Raw genomic sequence first — 16862 nt, forward strand, 5'->3', positions numbered from 1 at the left:
ATGTCTTCGCACCGCGAAGCGCCGGAGATCTCGAAGGACCCGGTCGCGGACAACACCGATGTCTACGCGTTCGTCAGCCCGGACCAGCCGGACACGGTGACGCTGATCGCCAACTTCATCCCGTTCCAGAACCCGTACGGCGGCCCGAACTTCTACGAGTTCGGCGACGACGTGCTCTACCAGATCCACATCTCCAACCGCGGCACCGGCCGTGCCGACATCAGCTACCAGTTCCGGTTCCATGCGGAGATCAGGAACAAGAAGACCTTCCTGTACAACACCGGACCGATCAGTTCCATCAGCGATCAGACCTGGAACCGACCGCAGTACTACTCGGTGACCAGGGTCGAGAACGGCCGCTCCCGGACCCTGGCACGCAACCTGCCCGCGCCCCCGGTCAACGTAGGAATCCGCAGTACGCCGAACTACGCCAAGCTGGCCGCGCAGGCGATCCACCCGATCGGCAACCACCGCAAGGTGTTCGCGGGTCAGCGCGCCGACGGGTTCTTCGCCGACCTCGGCAGCATCTTCGATCTCGGAACGCTGCGCCCGTTCCAGATGGCCCACCTGATCCCGTCGGCCGCCGCGATGGGTGTGAACGGTCTGCAGGGATCGAACGTGCACACGATCGCGCTGCAGGTCCCGATCACGGACCTCACCCGCGACGGCCGGAAGCCGACGGACGTGATGGACCCCAGGGCCGTGATCGGTGTCTATGCGTCGGCGAGCCGGCAGGCGTCGAAGATCCTCGACGACGTGCAGGGGATCCCGATCTGGCACGGTCCGCACAAGCAGGTGTCCAGGCTCGGGAATCCCTTGTTCAACGAGGTCATCGTGCCGATGGCCGACAAGGACAAGTGGAACAGTCACGCACCGCACGACGACAAGCGGTTCGCCGGGTACGTGACCAAGCCCGAGCTCGCCGGTCTGTTGCCGGTGCTGTACCCGGGTGTCTTCCCGAATCTGGCGGCGTACAAGAAGCCCCGCGCAGATCTGGCGGCGATCCTGCTGACCGGGATCCCGAAGGGTGTCGTGCCGGGGTTCCAGAACTACACGGGCTCGGTACAAGCCGATCTGCTGCGTCTCAACGTCGCGGTGCCGCCGGCGAAGTCGCCCAACCCGCTGGGTCTGGTGGCCGGCGACGCGGCCGGGTTCCCGAACGGGCGCCGGGTCTTCGACGACGTCGTGACCGTGGAACTGCGTGCGATCGCGGGTCTCACGATCCCGCTGGTGGATCCGTCGTACAAACCTGACGCGGCCGCAACCGCGATCAAGGACGGTACGTCGAACTCGAACTCGAACTACCTCACGTCGTTCCCGTACCTCGGTACGCCGGCCGGCGGCTACCAGTCCAAGCCCGGAACCCCGGCCGCATGATGACCGGCGACGAGAACCCGCACGCGGGCAAGGGATCCTCGGTCCTGCTGGACATCGGCGGCGAGATCGGCGCACTCGTCATCACGATGCCGGCGGAACTGGAGGGGGAGGAGATCGAACTCCGTCCGGCCGGGCGCTTCTCCAGCAACCAAGTCGAGCACGCACACGGTCATGGGCACGGCCATGGGCACGGTCATGAGCACGGGAGCGCGCTGCCGCATGTGGCGGTGGTCCCGCGGCCCTCGCCGGTGGGAGAGATTGTGCACTCGGCAGTCTTCTTCGAAGTCCCACAGGGCAGCTACGAGCTCTACGTCCGTCCCGACGGACCCGTGCAGCTGATCGTGAAGGTCGCTGGCGGTGTCGTGACCGAGGCCGACTGGCCTCACTAGCCAGATGCCGGGGACCCGGGCTGCCGATTCCTTTTCGGGGTGGCGGGGATCTACCTGAATGAGACCGTCAGGTACGTCCAGAGAGAGGCCAGTCGCCGATGAGCATCCCCGCCACCATGCGCGCCCTTCAGCAGACATCGCTCGACGGCCCGCAGGATCTGCGGCTGATCGCCGATGCGCCGGTGCCGAAGCCGGGTCCGGACGACGTTCTGATCCGCGTAGTCGCGGCCGGCGTGAATTACGCGGATATCTCGAGATCTCGTGGCGCGTTCGGGGGCGGCCCACGGCCGCCGTACCTGGCCGGCTTCGAGGCTGCCGGCGAGATCGTAGCGGTGGGTGCGGCGGTGACCGATCCAGGAATACGTGACCGTGTCATCGGCGTCGGAAGCGGCGGGTTCGCTGAGTACATGGTGCTGCCGGCGCGCGCGGCGGTGCCGCTGCCCGCGGGATGGACGGAGCAGGAGACGCTCGGTCTGGTAGTCAGCTGGCCGACCGCGCTGGCCGCGCTCAAGCCTCTCGGCGGTATCACCGCCGGGCAGACCGTGCTGATCCACGCTGCGGCAGGTGCGACAGGCCAGGTCGCGGTGAGGATTGCGAAGCATTACGGAGCGACGGTCATTGGCACGGCGTCGCCGAGCAAGCACGAAACGGTGCTGGCGCTCGGCGCCGACCATGTCGTGAACTCCCTGGGCGATCAGGTCGCCGCCGAGGTGCTGCGCCTGACCGGCAGCGGAGGCGTTGACCTTGTGCTGGAGTCCGCCGGCGGTGCCACCCTCGAGGCGAGCCTGGCTGCGGCCAAGCGTGTCACCGGTCGCGTCGTCGTGTACGGCGTGGCGGGTGGCGGAGCCTCGATCACCAACTGGGACCTGGTCTACAAGCACCAGGTCCACGTGATCGGCCTGAACATCGGCGTACTGAGTCAGGCCGCGCCGCAGATCTTCGGTGAGGTCATGGGTGACCTGTTCGAGCTCATCGCCGCCGGTGTGATCACTCCTGGTCAGCCAACCACCTACGACTTGGCCGACGGTCCCAAGGCGCTCTCGGAACTCGAGGCCAGGTCGACCATCGGCAAACTCGCCCTCCTGCCCTGATGTCGCGGTATTACCCTCACGAGGTGACAGAACCGAGTGACGAGCGGTTCACCGCCGAGACCGGGCGATTCCGGCGGGAGTTGCTGGCGCACTGCTACCGGATGGTTGGCTCGGCGCACGACGCCGAGGACTTGGTGCAGGAGACCTATCTGCGGGCATGGCGGTCGTACGCCGGGTTCGAGGGCCGAGCCTCGACCCGGTCCTGGCTCTACAAGATCGCCACGAACGTCTGCCTTAGAGCGTTGGAACCGCGGCGGATCCGAGTACTGCCCTCGGGGCTGAGCGGATCGTACGACGGACCCGATCGCCCGCCGGCCCTTGTCGCGCCAGGTGAGGTTTCGTGGTTGGAGCCGTTGCCGGACGCATGGATCGCCCCACCCTCCGACGACCCGGCCGCGGTGGTTGTCGAACGCGAGTCGTTGCGGTTGGCACTCATTGCCGGCCTGCAGTACCTGCCGTCGCGCCAGCGCGTGATTCTCCTGCTGCGCGACGTACTGGCTTTCTCTGCCGCGGAGACTGCGGAGATTCTTGGCACCACTACTGCCGCGGTCAAGAGCGGACTGCAGCGCGCACGTGCCCATCTCAACGAACTGGATCCGGAGCAGGCGGAGCTCCTCGAGCCGACTGACGAACGGGCGCGCACGCTGCTGAAGGGCTACATCGCGGCCTTCGAGCGCTCCGATGCGAGCTTGCTTCAACAGATACTGCGCACGGATGCCACGCTGGAGGCAACCCCGTTCCGTGACTGGCAGTCAGGCCGCACGATGTGCCTCCACGTCCTGGACGCGTACGTGCTGGGCAGTCCAGGCGATTGGCGGATGCTCGTCACCGCCGCCAACGGCCAGCCCGCTGCTGTCGTGTATCACCGCGACGCCAGCGGCACCCTCCGGGCAGACGGCGTGGTTGTGTTGGCCCCAACCGTCACGGGTGTCTCACGCGTGATCAAGTTCCACGATCCCGCTCTCGTCGCGACGTTCGATTTCCCGGAGGTACTGCCGCGGTGGGCCCAGGTCGGCGACGTGGATCCGTCGTGACGAGAACGGTTTGGATTGATGTCCTCGCCGGTCTGCGCGATCCCGCGCAATGACCGCGCTGTGGCTCACTGGTGGCAAGGCCATCGACCTTCCGTCCCAGACGTCTTGACAAGTGGTGGAGGCGGCGAGGATATTCCTAACTGTGTTAGGTACGCCGAAGCGGGATAGGCAGGCCGAACGTCGTGAGGCGACTCGTCGGGAGATTCTCGACGCGGCCTGGGGGATCGCACGTGAACGAGGGCTGAACGAGGTCACGCTGCGCGCTGTCGCGGATCGGATCGGGATGCGGGCGCCGTCGCTGTACACCCATTTCGACTCGAAGATGGCGATGTACGACGCGATGTTCGGTCAGGCCTGGGCCGACTACGAGCAACTGCTGATCGCCTCGGAGCGACGACTGCCCGCGGATCCGCGGGCGAAGGTGCTGCGGTGCGTGCGGTTGTTCTTCGACTTCCAGGTGGCGGATCTGGCGCGGTACCAGTTGATGAACCAGAGCGTGATCCTGGGATTCGAGCCGACGTCCGAGTCGTTCGCGGTGTCGGAGCGAGTGGTTGCCCGCGTCATCGAGATTCTCGGCGGCACCGGCGTACGGGATCGCGATGCGATCGAGATCCTGTTCGCCGTGGTCGGCGGACTGATCAGCCAGCAGCACGCGAACGATCCGGGAGGCCGGAGTCGTCGCCCGCTGCTCAGTCGCGCGGTGGAGATGTGGGCCGACGGTGTCGGCCTTCCAGCACACGGCGCTTGAAGCTTCAGGGGGCAAGATGGGTATGGCGACTGATGTGCCGCATCGAGCAGTACGCCGCACGGCGATGGAACACCGCCTTGCGATGAGGCTGGCCGCGGCCGAGTACCGGCGAGTTGTGGAGCTGCTTGCCGGACTGTCGGAGAGGGACTGGACCAGGCCGACTTCCTGTCCGGACTGGGATGTGCGTCAGTTGGTGTGCCACATCGTCGGCATGGCGAGGATGGCCGCCGGGCCTCTCGAGGCCGCACGTCAGCAGAAGCTGGCGATGGCGGCAGCGCAGCGCGATGGGATCGAGTACATCGATGCGCTCACCGGGCTCCAGGTGAACGAGCGCACCGACCGGAAACCGGCCGACCTGGTCTCGGCTCTCCGCGCGCTCGGACCTCGGGCGGCTCGCGCTCGGCGATTCACGCCGTACCTGATCCGCAGACGGACGATGCCCGTGTCCCAGCTCATCGACGGCGTCCGCGAAGACTGGACCCTGGGCTACCTGCTCGACATCATCCTCACCCGCGATCCATGGATGCACCGCAGCGATCTCGCACTCGCCACAGAGCGTCCGATGGAACTGACCGCGGATCATGACGGCGTCATCGTCGCGGACGTCGTCTCCGAATGGGCGAGCCGGCATGGGCGCCCGTACCAGCTGACTCTGACCGGCCCGGCCGGCGGGATCTGGAGCCACGGCACGAACGGCGAATCGCTCGAGCTGGACGCAGTCGAGTTCTGCCGGACCCTGTCGGGACGCGGGCCAGGCTCCGTCCCGCTCGCCACGCATGTTCCGTTCTGAATCACCAGGAGCACCAAATGCACGTCCACTCGATCACACCTGACGTCACTCTGCTGAGTGACTCCGCAGAGGTTCCCGGTATCGGCTTCTTGCCGGTCAACGCCTTCGTCCTACACGCCGAGCAGCCGGTCGTTGTTGACACTGGCTTGAGCAACGCGGACAAGGATTTCGTGAGCGACCTCTCGGCGGTCATCGACCCCGGCGATGTTCGCTGGATCTGGCTGACCCACCCCGATCGCGACCACACCGGCGGACTGTTCCAGCTGCTCGAGGCAGCGCCGCAGGCCCGTCTGATCACCACCTTCGCCGGTGCCGGCATCATGTCCACGCAGTGGGAGGTGCCGCTGCATCGGGTGTACTTCCTCAACCCTGGGCAGCGCCTTGACATCGGCGATCGTGTCTTGACCGGTTACCGGCCGCCACTGTTCGACAACCCGGCCACGGTTGGTTTCCAGGAGAGCAAAGGCGGGGTGTTCTTCTCGTCGGACTGCTTCGGCGGGCCTATGCCGACTCTGGAGATCGCGCAAGGGGCGGACGTCCGGGACGCACCTGATCTGGAGTCGGCGATGCTGCTGTGGGCGGCGATCGACAGCCCGTGGGCGCGGGTGGTCGACCCGGTGAAGTTCGACGCGACGATCGAACCGATCCGCCGCCTCGACCCGTCGGCGATCCTCAGCTCGCACCTGCCGCCGGCGGTCGGACTCAACGACGTACTCTTCACCCACGTCGCTGCGGCACCAGACGGCCCCGAGTTCGTCGGTCCGGATCAGCAAGCGCTGGAGACACTCCTCGCAAGCTTCGAACCCGTCACTACACGTTGAAGCGTGCGCTCGGCCGGGCCGAATGCCCTCGGGTTCCGGTCGGTATTCGGTTCATGCTGCTCCGGCTTGGTGCGTACGCCGTTGTGCGTTTGAGGACGGAGGCCGTTCTGGACTCTCGCCGGCGACAGCCGACAGGGCCACTCGCGGAAGCCTAGGGCCGGACGTTGACGAGCCGGACTCGCTGGAGAGCTTCGTGGGCTTCCCGGCGCCGTTCCGCAGAGTCGTGTCGCATCCGTCCAGCAGATACTGCGCTCTGAATTCCCGAGGGCTCATGCCGTAGCGCTGACGGAATGCGGAACTCAGTACGCTGTTGGAGGAGAAGCCGCAGCTGTGGGCGAGCTCGCCGATGACGATGTGAACAGGGCTGCGCAGGCGTTCGTGCACAAGCGCGAGTCGTTCTTCCCGGATCAGTTCCCGGGGCGTCGTACCTGCCTGCTGCATGGCCAGCTGGACCTGCCGCAGCGACCAGCCCAGGGCACGTGCCACCGTGGCGCCGGTCAACCCCGGATCGGTGGCGTGCTCTCGCACGTATCGTCTGATCATCGTTTCGACCTCGCCCAGGCCGCCCTCGGTGTCCGGTCGGTCGTCACCGACGGCGAGCATGCACAGCAGATCGACCAGCCGATCGCAGACCGCATCGAATTCGGCTGCGGACAGGTGTGCCCGCTGGGCGAACAGTTCACCCAGCATGCCCACGAGGACCCGGCCCAAGCCGCGGTTGATGTCGAGAATCCGGGATGCCGACCGGCGCGCCCCGGGGCGCAGGCGGTTGTCCATCTCCGCCCCGGGAATCGTCAGCAGCGCGATGTCGGCGTGGTCGAGCTTCGCTTCGAACGGCGAATTCGACGACACCAAGAACGCCCCACCTGGGCCGACCCGAAACTCCTGATCATCTTGGCTGACCAGCAATTGACCGCGGATCGTCACCATGAGCGTGCGGAGGTCGTGCGGATCCTCGGACGCCATTGCGGCGGTTCGATGTCCCTGCGCACAGTCGGCCGACGCCCGGCCGAGCGTGTAGGCGACCGTGCCGATGCGAAGCAGCCGCCCCCGGAAGGTCCCCGGCGAACAGGTGGGATCCACCCGGTAACGGGTTGCCGCGCTGATGACGCTCGTCCAGTATTCGACACGTTCCGGTGGTCTCACGTCGTCCGTCGTCCACGAGTTGATCGAATAGGACGAACCTCTGCAGATCGCGGTTGACATAGCGGCCTCACTTATTCCGGGGCAAAGAACCTTGGGCGTCAGATTCCGAAAGGGGCGGGGGCCGCCGGGATGCTCAGTCGAGTGCGTCGATGGCCTTCTTCGCGCCCGCGTGCAAGGGCACTGGATCGGTCATTGCGGCGTTCTTCAGGTCTATCCCTTTGGCCGCGGGATTGACTTGCACGAGGGCTTCTATGTTCTGGAGGAGCAGGCTGGTGAGTTTCCCGGCCAGGTCGTCGGGCATGTCCTTACGCACCAGCAGCAGGTTCGGCACAATGATCGTCGGAGTGTCGGTCGGCTGCTTGTACGTCGCGGCCGGGATCACGCCCGCGGCGTACACCTTGCCGTGCTCCTTCTGCAGGGCGGGCAGCACGTCGTCGAGGGGGATGAAGCGCACCTTGGCGCCCATCGACGTGGTGAGGTCGGTGATGCCGCTGGTGGGCAGGCCGCCGGACCAGACCAACGCGTCGATCTGTCCGCTCTTCATCGCGTCCACCGACTCGGGCAGGCCGAGCCGCTGGGCCGTGATGCCTTTCACCGGGTCGACGCCGGCGGCGGTGAGCAGGCGCCGCGCGATCACCTCGGTGCCGGAGTTCGGCGAACCGGTAGAGACCCGCTTGCCCTTCAGATCGGCGATCTTCGTGATGCCGGACGACGCCCGCACGACGACCTGGGTGTAGTTCGAGTACAGCCGGGTCAGCGCGACGACGTCCTGTGGCGCGGCGAAGCTGTTCTTGCCCTCGACCGCGTCGGCGGCGGTGTCGGCCAGGGAAAAGGCGATGTCGTAGTTCCCGGCGGTCAGTCCTTGGATGTTCTGCACGGAGGCGCCGGTCTCGCTGGCGGTGGCGCGGTAGCCCTCGAGTTTGTCCGAGATCAGTGCGGCCAGGGCACCGCCGAGTTGGTAGTACACGCCGGTGGTGTTACCGGTGGCGATCGTGAGGCGACCACCTCCCGCGCCGTCACCCTTCTCGGCCTTGCGTTGCCCGCCGCAGGCGGCCATCGAGACCGTCAACGCGAGTGCGACCACCAGAGTGGACAAAGAACGGAATCTCATGTGGGTAATGGCCCTTCCGTGGTGTTCTGCAGGCGTTGACGCCGTGCGAGGTTGATGACGACGGCGACCCCGAGCAGCCCCAGGCCGACGCCGATCGTGGCGGGTGCGAGATACAGCAACAGCAACGCGGCAGGGAAGCAGAGGACACGCTCCAGCCGGCCGGCCCGGACGGCGATCCATCCACCGGTGACCACCGCCAGCGCGGCGACGGCGAGCGCCGAGACCACCAGCGTCCACGCCGCACCTCCCAGTCCCTCAAGGCCTAGCAGGTTGGCCCCGTTCGGCGTCAGCACGAACGCGAACGGCACCAGGAACGCAGGCAGCGTGTACTTCCACGCCTGCCACATCGTCGGGATCGCCCGCCCGCCGGTGATCGCCGCCGTCGCGACGGCAGCCAGAGCGGTGGGCGGCGAGACCTCCGACAGGACGGCGTAGTAGAAGATGAACATGTACGCCTCGGCCGGGGCCACGCCGAGCTGGAAAAGGGCGGGCGCGATCACCACGGCGGCGATGATGAACGATGCGGTGACGGGCACCGCCAACCCGAGCACCATGACCGCGAACGCCGACAGCGTGACGGTCGTGATCAGCACCACGGTGTGGTTCTCGGAGATCGCGGATGCCGCGGACACGATGATCTCGGCCAGGTTCAGGCCGAGACCGGTCTGGGTGACGACTGCGACGATGATGCCGGCTACGGCACAGGTCGCCACGACGGGAAGCACCGAGCGGGTGCCCTGCGCGAGTGCCACGCCGAGCCGGCGTGGCGTCAACTGGTGCTCACGGTCCAGGAACGACAGCCCGATCTGCAGCAACGTCGCGTAGACGACGGCCTTGAACGGCGGAATGTCCATCGCCATGAAGCCGATGATGAGGAACAGCGACACGAAGTGGTACCCGAACCGCAGCAGCAGCCGGCGCGCCGACCGGGTCGACGGCTCGGCCGCTTCCGTGCCGTGCCGCCGGGCGTCCATCTCGATCGCCAGCAAGATGCCGAGGTAATACAAGACGGTCGGGACCGTCGCGTAGCCGAGCACCACGAGATAGCTCACCTGGAGGTACTCGGCGATGATGAACGCCGCCGCGCCGAGCGTGGGCGGCGACAGGATCGCCCCGATACCGGCCGCTGCCAGCATGCCGCCCGCCGGCTCGGACGGATATCCCGCGCGGCGCAGGATCGGCCAGGCGACCGTGCCCAGCGACACCGCCGTCGCCGTACCGGAACCCGACACCGTGCCCAGCAAGAAGCCCGCCAGTGTGACGGTCCGCCCAGGCGCCGTGCGGCTGCGTTTGAAAGCCGCGAACGACACGTCGATGAAGAACTTCCCCGCACCCGAGGCGTCCAGCACAGCGCCATAGATCGTGAACAGGACGATGTAACTTGCCGCCACCGCCAACGGCGTCCCGTAAAATCCCGCCGTACCCATGAACAACTGCGCCACGATCGCCGAGAAGTCGAAACCTTGGTGCGCCAAGGACCAGGTGTACGGCAAATAGCCGCCGTAATAGGCGTATCCGATGAACAACAGGCTCACCACCGGCAGAACCCAGCCCGTCGTACGCCGACAGGCCTCCAACGCGAGCACCAGCAGCAACGTCCCCGCCAGCAGATCGAGCTGCGTAGGAGCCTGCCGCCGCTCCAGAAACGCGTCGAAGTCCAGCAACGGATACAGCGAGACCACCAGCGCAACCGACGCCAGAACCCAGTCCGCCACGGGCGGGTCGTCGCGGCGTCGATCTCCGCGGAACGGGTTCAGGAACGCCGGCACACGCCAACCGCGGTAACACAGCAGCGCACCCGGCAACACCGCGGCAAGAAACAGCATCAGGTAGAACTGCGTCCCTGCCGGAATCGGAAAGAATACCTGCACCAGAACGCCGACACTGACCAAGGCGCAGCCCACCGAGATAGCGCGGTCCAGGGCCGGGCTCAGCCTCCGCGCCGGCCTTTCCTGCTCGAAAGCAGCCAGCTCCTCTGCACTCGGTCCGGTACTCACCGAATCGACAGTCATAAGGGGCCTCCTGTGAATGATCTTCCGCAAACAATCCTCAGTTCGCAGGTATCTCACAACCCCCAGTGCCGCATCCTTACCTCGCCTTAAGAAGAATCCCTGGACAACACTGTCCGGAGGCCAGACGGACGCCTGCACCGGCGGGGTGATCCCCGCCGGTGCAGGCAGAACTTGCGTTCAGGCTCAGCAGATACTGAAGATGTTGTGCCCCCAGGCCCTCCACGAGACCAGGCACTTCGTCTTCTGCTTGGGCTTGTCGTTGCGATGTGGAGAGCGGGTGTCTCCGCCGAGCATGTCGTAGAGGAGCCACAGGCCGAGGCCTCGCCTGAAGGCCCTTCCATCGGCTTTGAACTCGCCCTTGACCTTGCCGAGTTGCCCGCGCGGGGTGACGCCGCCCTTCTTCCAGATCTCGCCGACCCGGTAGAGGGTCCAGGTGCCACGGGCGTAGACGTACCACTTGACGGCGTGCCACTGGCCGCCGTCGGCCTCCCCCTTCGCGAGCGCCGAGCCGAGGACGGCGCAGGTGTTCGCCGGGGTGCCCCGGATGAACCGGCAGACCGCGAAGCCGGCGCCGGCAATCTTCACCTGCGCCCAGGCCTCGCCGCCGAGGATGGAGTTCCCGGCCTTCTTGGGCCGGTGTTTCGCCTTGCGGTGTTCCTTCTTCTTGGGCTTCTTGGCGTGTTTCTTGGCCTTCTTCGCCTTGAGCTTGGCCGCCTTCTCGCGCGCCTTCTTGGCTGCGGCCTTCTTGGCGGCCCTCTTGGCTGCGGCTATCTTCTCCTTCTTCTTCTTCGCGAGGTAGCGCTGGTAGTCGCAGCTGTCGCAGTAGTAGCGGGAGGCGGCACTCTTGGTGGCTTTCTTGTGTTTCTTCGCCGCGGATTTCTTCTTCTTCGGGGCGTTGTTGTAGCCGCCGCAGCCGTCGCAGTAGTGGCCGCCGGGCAGGACGCGCCATTCGCCGTCGGGGTCGCTGGCCGTGATCGGGGTGTTGTCGGCGTACGCGTAGCCGTTGAGCTGTTGCGGGTTGTCGAAGTCGGCGACGGGGTCGGTGGAGATGAAGCGTCCGCGGGCGGAGTCGTATTCGCGGGCGCCAAGGTGGGTCAGGCCGGTGGGATCGTCGACGCCGTCGACGTAGCCGTGTTTGTCGGGCCAGACCGTGGGCTTCGTGCCGCGGTCAACGCCGAAGGGCGTGAAGCGGCGCTGCTCCTGGCTGAGGTCGGTGGCGTTGACCGAAAGGGTGTTGGTGCCGTTGTGGTCGGCGACGGTGAAGGTGAGACCCGACTCGTTTCGGACGGCGCTGGGGGCGCCGAGGTCGTAGTAGCGGGTGGCTGTCACCGTGCCGGTGGGGCTGAGGTGGAGTTCGGAGTTGTCGAGGTAGAGGGTGGTGCCGTCGGTGTCGCGGGCGATCAGCCGCTCACCGTCGGCGTCGTACAGGTAGCTGGTGGTCTTGCCGTTCTCGGTGATGGTGGCCAGGTTGCCTTCGGCGTCCCAGGCGAGAGTCTGGGCCTTGCCGGCGACGTTGCGGGCCGTGGTGTTGCCGTCGGCATCGTAGGTGAAGGTGTCGGTCCGGGTGCCGGTGGCGACGCTGGTCAGCGTGTGCGGCCGGGATCCTCCGGCGGCGGGGTAGGTGTAGTTGGAGGTGGTGGCGGCGCCGGTGACCGGGTCGTGGTTGGTCTCGCTGAGCCGGTTGCCGGTCTTGTCGTAGGTCCAGCCCTGCCAGTACGCCGCGGGTCCGGCCAGTGCGCCGGCGCTGGGCTGGGTGGCACAGTCGGCACCAGGGGTCCATGCCTCGGTGAGTCGGCGCAGGTAGTCGTAGCTGAAGCACTGGACATCACTCGTACCGCCTTGGGGTGTGTCGGCGATCTTGGTGATGTTGCCGGCCGGGTCGTAGGTGTACTTCACGTCCGCCAGGTGTTCGGGGGCAGTGGAGCGGTCGACCAGGACCCGGTCCAGGTTCCGGGTCGCGTCGTCGTAGAACGCGGTGTGGACGAGCTGCTTGCCGGAGGCGGCGGACAGGGTCGACTGGGCGACTTCGTCGTACGGCGTGTAGGTCGCCGCGGTGAGCATCGTGCCGAGACCACTGCCCGCGGTCTGCAACCGGCCGGCCGCGTCGTAGCCGTACCGCAGCGTCTCCGCCGCGAGCCCACCCGCTGCCGGGTAGGACACCAGCGAAGGCAGCCCGGTGGCGGTGTAGCCGGTGTTGGCCTTGTACGACCCGGCCAACGCGCCCTCGGACGCGGGAACCGTGACCGTGCTGGTCAGCGGCCGGTACCGGATGTCGTAGGCGTCGACCGACTTGGTGTAGGCGTTGCCGTTGACGAAGCGGGTCGAGGTCGCGAGCACCCCCTTGACGGTTGTGCCCGAGACGAGTGTGTCGTAGGTCCACTGAGCACGTTTGGTGCCGGAGGTGGATCCGTCGTACATCCCGGTACGGCGACCCATGGCGTCGTACGTGTAAGCGAGGGTGGTGCCGCGGGCGTCGGTGCTGGTGAGCATCTGGCCGGCGTTGTCGTAGGTGAAACTACTCGTCCCGGTGTCAGGGTCTTCGCGTTGGGTCACCCGGCCGCGCAGGTCGTAGGCGGTGTCCCAGGTGTTGCCCGCCGGGTCGGTCGTGGCGACCATGTCGCCGCGGTTGTTGTAGGTGTAGGTGGTCGCGTCGTACGAACCGGTCGGCGAGCCGCCGGTGTACTGGCGCAGCTCTACCACCGCGTCGTCGGCATCGGTGATGGACGTGGTGGCCGTATCGCCGTCCGGCGGGTCCACGCTGACGCGGTCTCCGCCATAGGTGGTGGTGGTGCGCCACTTCTCGAACCCGTGCGAGCGGAAGATCTCCACCGTTTCGCGTTCGGCGCCGTCGTAGACGGTCAGGTCCTGGCCGGGCACGGCCGCGTCGGTTACCCCGGTCAGTAGCGTCGTACCGGCGGTGCCGTTGTTCCAGTACGCGCCGTTGGACTTCACCTCGAGGCCGCGTGAGTCGTAGAACGTGTCGGTCACGACCCGGCCGCCGTCAGCCGCGGGGTCCTGGGTCTGCCGTTCGCGCAACTGCCCGTCGAACAGGTCGTAGGTGGCCTCGTACGTGCCGTCGTCGCGGACCTCCTCGGTGGTGATCACCGACGGCGCGTCCTGGCGGATCAGGTAGGTGTACTTCGTGTTCGGGGTCTTTCCGGCAGCCTTGGACCGGTCCGGCAGCCACACCGCGGTGATCCGGCCGAGCGGGTCCCGCGTCGTGTCGGTACGCCGCCCGTTCTGATCGACCTCGGCGACCGACTCGCCGAACGCAGGCTCGACGGTCGTCGTGGTCACATACCCGGCCGGGTTGGTCACGGTGATAGCGGTGACGGCCGCGCCACTGGCCGGGGTATAGGTGGCCGACGACTTCCGGTCCAGCTGGTCGTAGGTCTCGATCGGCCGGCCGTACGTGTCGTAGACCGTGCGTCCCTCCTGGGTGTAGACCGGCGTCGTGCCCGAGTAGGAGGCGAGTTCCTTGGAGAGGGTCTCGTCACCCTTGGTCGGCGCCGCACCCACAGTGGTGGATCCGTCGTAGTAGGTCAGGTCGTCCGACACCGCGTCGGCCGGGTACGACGGTGTCACGGTGCAGGCCACGGACACAGTCTGTTCGCGGGCCTCGAAATCGATCAGCCACGCCGAGGTGTTGCGGGCGTACGTGGTGCGGGTGCATTGCTCGTCGCCGGTCTTGGCGGTGTCGCCGAGGTCGTTCTCCTCGACTGCGAGTCCGTAGGAGTCGTAGGTGGTGCGGGTCTCGGTGTTGCGCCATCCACCGGACGACAGCGCTTCGCGGGACCGTTCGGCGGCCTCGTTGACCATGTAGGCCTTGATCGTGCCGTTGCGGGTGACCTGGGTGGCGGTGGGGGCGGAGATCAACGGGTCGGTGATCACCCCCTCGAGCACGCTGCCGCCGGCCTCGGTGTAGGTGAGGGACTCGCGTTCGAATCCGGCGAGCGCGGGGTGATCGGTGATCGTGCCACCGAGCGAGTCGGTGACGGTCACCGAGCGGGTGCCGCCGTTCGGGAGCTTGTCGCCGTCCATGCCGCGCAGGTACAGGTTCTCCTCCTGGGAGCGGGTCTCACCGGGGTTGCCGTGGAGCTCCCGGACCTGGCCGTAGCCGCGCCACTGTCCCCACGTGCGGTACTTCGCCGGGGTCAGCTCATTGTCGTCGTAGTGCCACGCGCCGCCGCCGACGTACTCGTAGTCGGTACGCTCGGTCCCGGCCACGCCGGCCTGGTCATCCTCCAGCACCGTGACCGGCACGTACTTGTGGAACCAGTCCCGCGTCAACGAGTCCGACCCGTCGGCCTGCCAGTACTGCGGGAAACACCGCTTGGTGTTCTGGTCCGGAGCCGGCAACGAACCCGCCGTACACTCCGGCGCCGAGTAGTTCACGTGGACGTGCCCGCCGGCCTCGTCGTACACGTCGGTCATCCGCCACTTGTACATCGGCGGAATCCCTTCCGCGGCGTCCACCCGGTTGGCCAGTTGCGTACCTTGGAACGTCACCGAAGGCAGCGACGCGGTCCCGCCGACCTTGCCGGTCGCGGTGATCGACGCCAGCCACATCGACGGCGATGTTCCGTCACCAGGGTCACGGAACTCGTAGCCCAACGCCCACGACGTCGCATCCCGGTAGGTCGTTCCGGACACCCACAGCTGGGTCGTCACCGTCGCCAACCGCTTGCGCGTCCAGAACGTCGGCGAATACAACCCCGTGCACGACTTACCCGCCGAACAGTTCTGGTCGTACGGCACATCCGGCCAGTTCGCGGCATTGGCCGACGTGATGTCGCCGGTGCCGCAGGTCGCACCCGCCGCGCAGCGCTCGTCCACCGTGAACGACACCCGCATCGGCGCCGCCGCTGAGTACATCGACGTGGACCGCTGGCCGTAGTCGACCCGCTTCAGGTACCCGCCGCGCACGTACTGGGTGCCGGCGGTCGCGGTCAGGTTCCGGCCGTAGTAGTTCGTCTCGCTGCCGTAGAAGTACGACATCGCGTTGCCGTTCGGGTCGACGACGTAGTCCAGGTTCCAGCGCCACGCCTGCGTGCAGTACGACGCCGCGAACGACGCCCCGTGACACGGCTCGCCCGCGTCGTTGCCGAACACCGACGCCGTCCAGACCGAACCGGTCTCCTCGTTACCCGCGGCCCACCCCGGCAGCCGGTTCAACCCGAAGTAGTACTGCGTGCCGTCCCGCGACGTCAGCCGCCAGTGCTCGCCGTCGTTGTCGCCGTTCACTCCGCCGGTCAACCGGTCCAGCCGCGAACCGTCATCCTCCCGCAGCTTCCAGACACCGGTGGTGTCGTCACGGACCAGTTCGGACGCGGTCCCACCCAACACCAGGTAGGCGTTGTCGGTCTCCCAGCACAGGTCCTGCGGCTTCGGTGTCGTCGTCACCTCGTCCGCGCACGACGTGTACCGCCGCTCTACGAACCCCTCGTCCAGGCCCCAGCCTTCCCCGACCCACGACGACTGGTTGTTCGTCGACGCCACCCGGCCGTCGATGTCACCCGACGAGTAGCCCAGATTCAGATCCGGTTCCGGGCCGCCGAGACCGTCCGGGGCATCCATCGGGTAACCCCACGTGAACGCACCAGACGAGCCGCCGGCGTTCCACGACGCCGACGCCGACAACGCGGTCGGCTTGTAGCTGCCTGCGCTGCCCGCCGGCGCCGACGACAACGCCAGCACCGTCGCCGTACTCGACGCGGCGACCTCGGTAGCGATCCGGTTGTCGCCGGTGACACTGGACTTCAGCACCTGCCCGTCCGAGCACCCGGCCTTGTCCGGTGTGGTCAGCGCACACGCCGGCAGGCGCACCAGGCGCAGCCGGCTTGCCCAATCACCGCCGTACGCCGAACGGAACGCCGAGTAGTCCACCTCGACCTTCACCTGGCCACTGCTCGCAAGGTCGGTGCGACCGACGCTGAACAGCATCCCCGAAACGCCGACCTTTTCGGCGGCCGAACGGTCGTGAACCCGAACGCGTACACGATTCACGGGCGTCGACGCAGCGCCCTGGACCCGCCCGGCGCCGACCCGAACCGGCAACCGGCCGGCCTGCGTAGTGGTGCCGTCGCCGGGGAGCGACACCTCCGCTTCACCCGGCTCCGGTCGACTCACCTGTGGAGGTTGATGCAGCACGGACGCCGCCTTCGGGTCGGCCGGACGCGACCTCGGGGCGGAATCGTGCCCAGGCACCGACCACTCGGTCTGCGCCGCGGGCCGCCACGCATCCGACGTACCAACATCGGCGTGCAAGGCGGGTACGTCGACCAGGCTGCCGGCAGCGAGCGCGATGGCCGTGACTATTCCGGTGAACGGCACCAGCATGGCG

Annotated in this window: 11 protein-coding genes; 7 read left to right on the forward strand and 4 right to left on the reverse strand. The window is 67.1% G+C overall.

All coding sequences use genetic code 11. The features are described from left to right. The 7 genes from ACWF0M_RS01110 (at position 1) to ACWF0M_RS01140 (ending at position 6250) form a co-directional block, all read left to right on the forward strand. Positions 1-1377, forward strand: coding sequence for a DUF4331 domain-containing protein (locus tag ACWF0M_RS01110; RefSeq protein WP_452233547.1), 1377 nt, complete (start codon positions 1-3; stop codon positions 1375-1377). Next, positions 1374-1766, forward strand: coding sequence for a hypothetical protein (locus ACWF0M_RS01115; RefSeq protein ID WP_452233548.1), 393 nt, complete (start codon positions 1374-1376; stop codon positions 1764-1766). The genes ACWF0M_RS01110 and ACWF0M_RS01115 overlap by 4 nt, the downstream gene beginning before the upstream one ends. A 98-nt stretch (positions 1767-1864) precedes the next feature. Then, positions 1865-2857, forward strand: coding sequence for a quinone oxidoreductase family protein (locus tag ACWF0M_RS01120; RefSeq protein ID WP_452233549.1), 993 nt, complete (start codon positions 1865-1867; stop codon positions 2855-2857). A gap of 23 nt (positions 2858-2880) precedes the next feature. Then, positions 2881-3891, forward strand: a complete 1011-nt coding sequence (locus ACWF0M_RS01125; protein WP_452233550.1) for an RNA polymerase subunit sigma-70 — start codon at positions 2881-2883, stop codon at positions 3889-3891. Positions 3892-4033: 142 nt separating this feature from the next. Next, the gene (locus tag ACWF0M_RS01130) at positions 4034-4639 is read left to right on the forward strand and encodes a TetR/AcrR family transcriptional regulator (RefSeq protein ID WP_452233551.1); all 606 of its coding nucleotides are present in this window, start codon (positions 4034-4036) and stop codon (positions 4637-4639) included. A gap of 22 nt (positions 4640-4661) precedes the next feature. Next, positions 4662-5429, forward strand: coding sequence for a maleylpyruvate isomerase family mycothiol-dependent enzyme (locus ACWF0M_RS01135; RefSeq protein ID WP_452233552.1), 768 nt, complete (start codon positions 4662-4664; stop codon positions 5427-5429). A gap of 17 nt (positions 5430-5446) precedes the next feature. Further along, on the forward strand, positions 5447-6250 hold the full coding sequence (locus ACWF0M_RS01140; RefSeq protein WP_452233553.1) for an MBL fold metallo-hydrolase: 804 nt from the start codon (positions 5447-5449) through the stop codon (positions 6248-6250). A 51-nt stretch (positions 6251-6301) separates the two neighbouring features. Here ACWF0M_RS01140 and ACWF0M_RS01145 read toward each other — a convergent pair whose 3' ends face one another. The 4 genes from ACWF0M_RS01145 to ACWF0M_RS01160 all read right to left on the reverse strand — a co-directional run bounded on the left by ACWF0M_RS01145 (position 6302) and on the right by ACWF0M_RS01160 (position 16858). Further along, on the reverse strand, positions 6302-7456 hold the full coding sequence (locus ACWF0M_RS01145) for a helix-turn-helix domain-containing protein (protein ID WP_452233554.1): 1155 nt from the start codon (positions 7454-7456) through the stop codon (positions 6302-6304). A 73-nt stretch (positions 7457-7529) separates the two neighbouring features. Beyond that, positions 7530-8507, reverse strand: a complete 978-nt coding sequence (locus ACWF0M_RS01150) for a TAXI family TRAP transporter solute-binding subunit (protein WP_452233555.1) — start codon at positions 8505-8507, stop codon at positions 7530-7532. After that, positions 8504-10519 carry a TRAP transporter permease gene (locus ACWF0M_RS01155; protein WP_452233556.1) on the reverse strand — a complete coding sequence of 672 codons (2016 nt, stop codon included), beginning with the start codon at positions 10517-10519 and terminating at the stop codon, positions 8504-8506. Before ACWF0M_RS01155 ends, ACWF0M_RS01150 begins: the two co-directional genes overlap by 4 nt. 183 nt (positions 10520-10702) lie before the next feature. Next, positions 10703-16858, reverse strand: coding sequence for an RHS repeat-associated core domain-containing protein (locus ACWF0M_RS01160; RefSeq protein WP_452233557.1), 6156 nt, complete (start codon positions 16856-16858; stop codon positions 10703-10705). Positions 16859-16862: the final 4 nt, after the last annotated feature.

The organism is Kribbella sp. NPDC055110 (genome assembly GCF_053607525.1).

Coding starts and splice junctions, on each gene's coding strand:
- ACWF0M_RS01110 (WP_452233547.1), top strand. CDS start 1: ATGTCTTCGCACCGCGAAGCGCCGGAGATCTCGAAGGACCCGGTCGCG.
- ACWF0M_RS01115 (WP_452233548.1), top strand. CDS start 1,374: ATGATGACCGGCGACGAGAACCCGCACGCGGGCAAGGGATCCTCGGTC.
- ACWF0M_RS01120 (WP_452233549.1), top strand. CDS start 1,865: ATGAGCATCCCCGCCACCATGCGCGCCCTTCAGCAGACATCGCTCGAC.
- ACWF0M_RS01135 (WP_452233552.1), top strand. CDS start 4,662: ATGGCGACTGATGTGCCGCATCGAGCAGTACGCCGCACGGCGATGGAA.
- ACWF0M_RS01140 (WP_452233553.1), top strand. CDS start 5,447: ATGCACGTCCACTCGATCACACCTGACGTCACTCTGCTGAGTGACTCC.
- ACWF0M_RS01145 (WP_452233554.1), bottom strand. CDS start 7,456: ATGTCAACCGCGATCTGCAGAGGTTCGTCCTATTCGATCAACTCGTGG.
- ACWF0M_RS01150 (WP_452233555.1), bottom strand. CDS start 8,507: ATGAGATTCCGTTCTTTGTCCACTCTGGTGGTCGCACTCGCGTTGACG.
- ACWF0M_RS01155 (WP_452233556.1), bottom strand. CDS start 10,519: ATGACTGTCGATTCGGTGAGTACCGGACCGAGTGCAGAGGAGCTGGCT.
- ACWF0M_RS01160 (WP_452233557.1), bottom strand. CDS start 16,858: ATGCTGGTGCCGTTCACCGGAATAGTCACGGCCATCGCGCTCGCTGCC.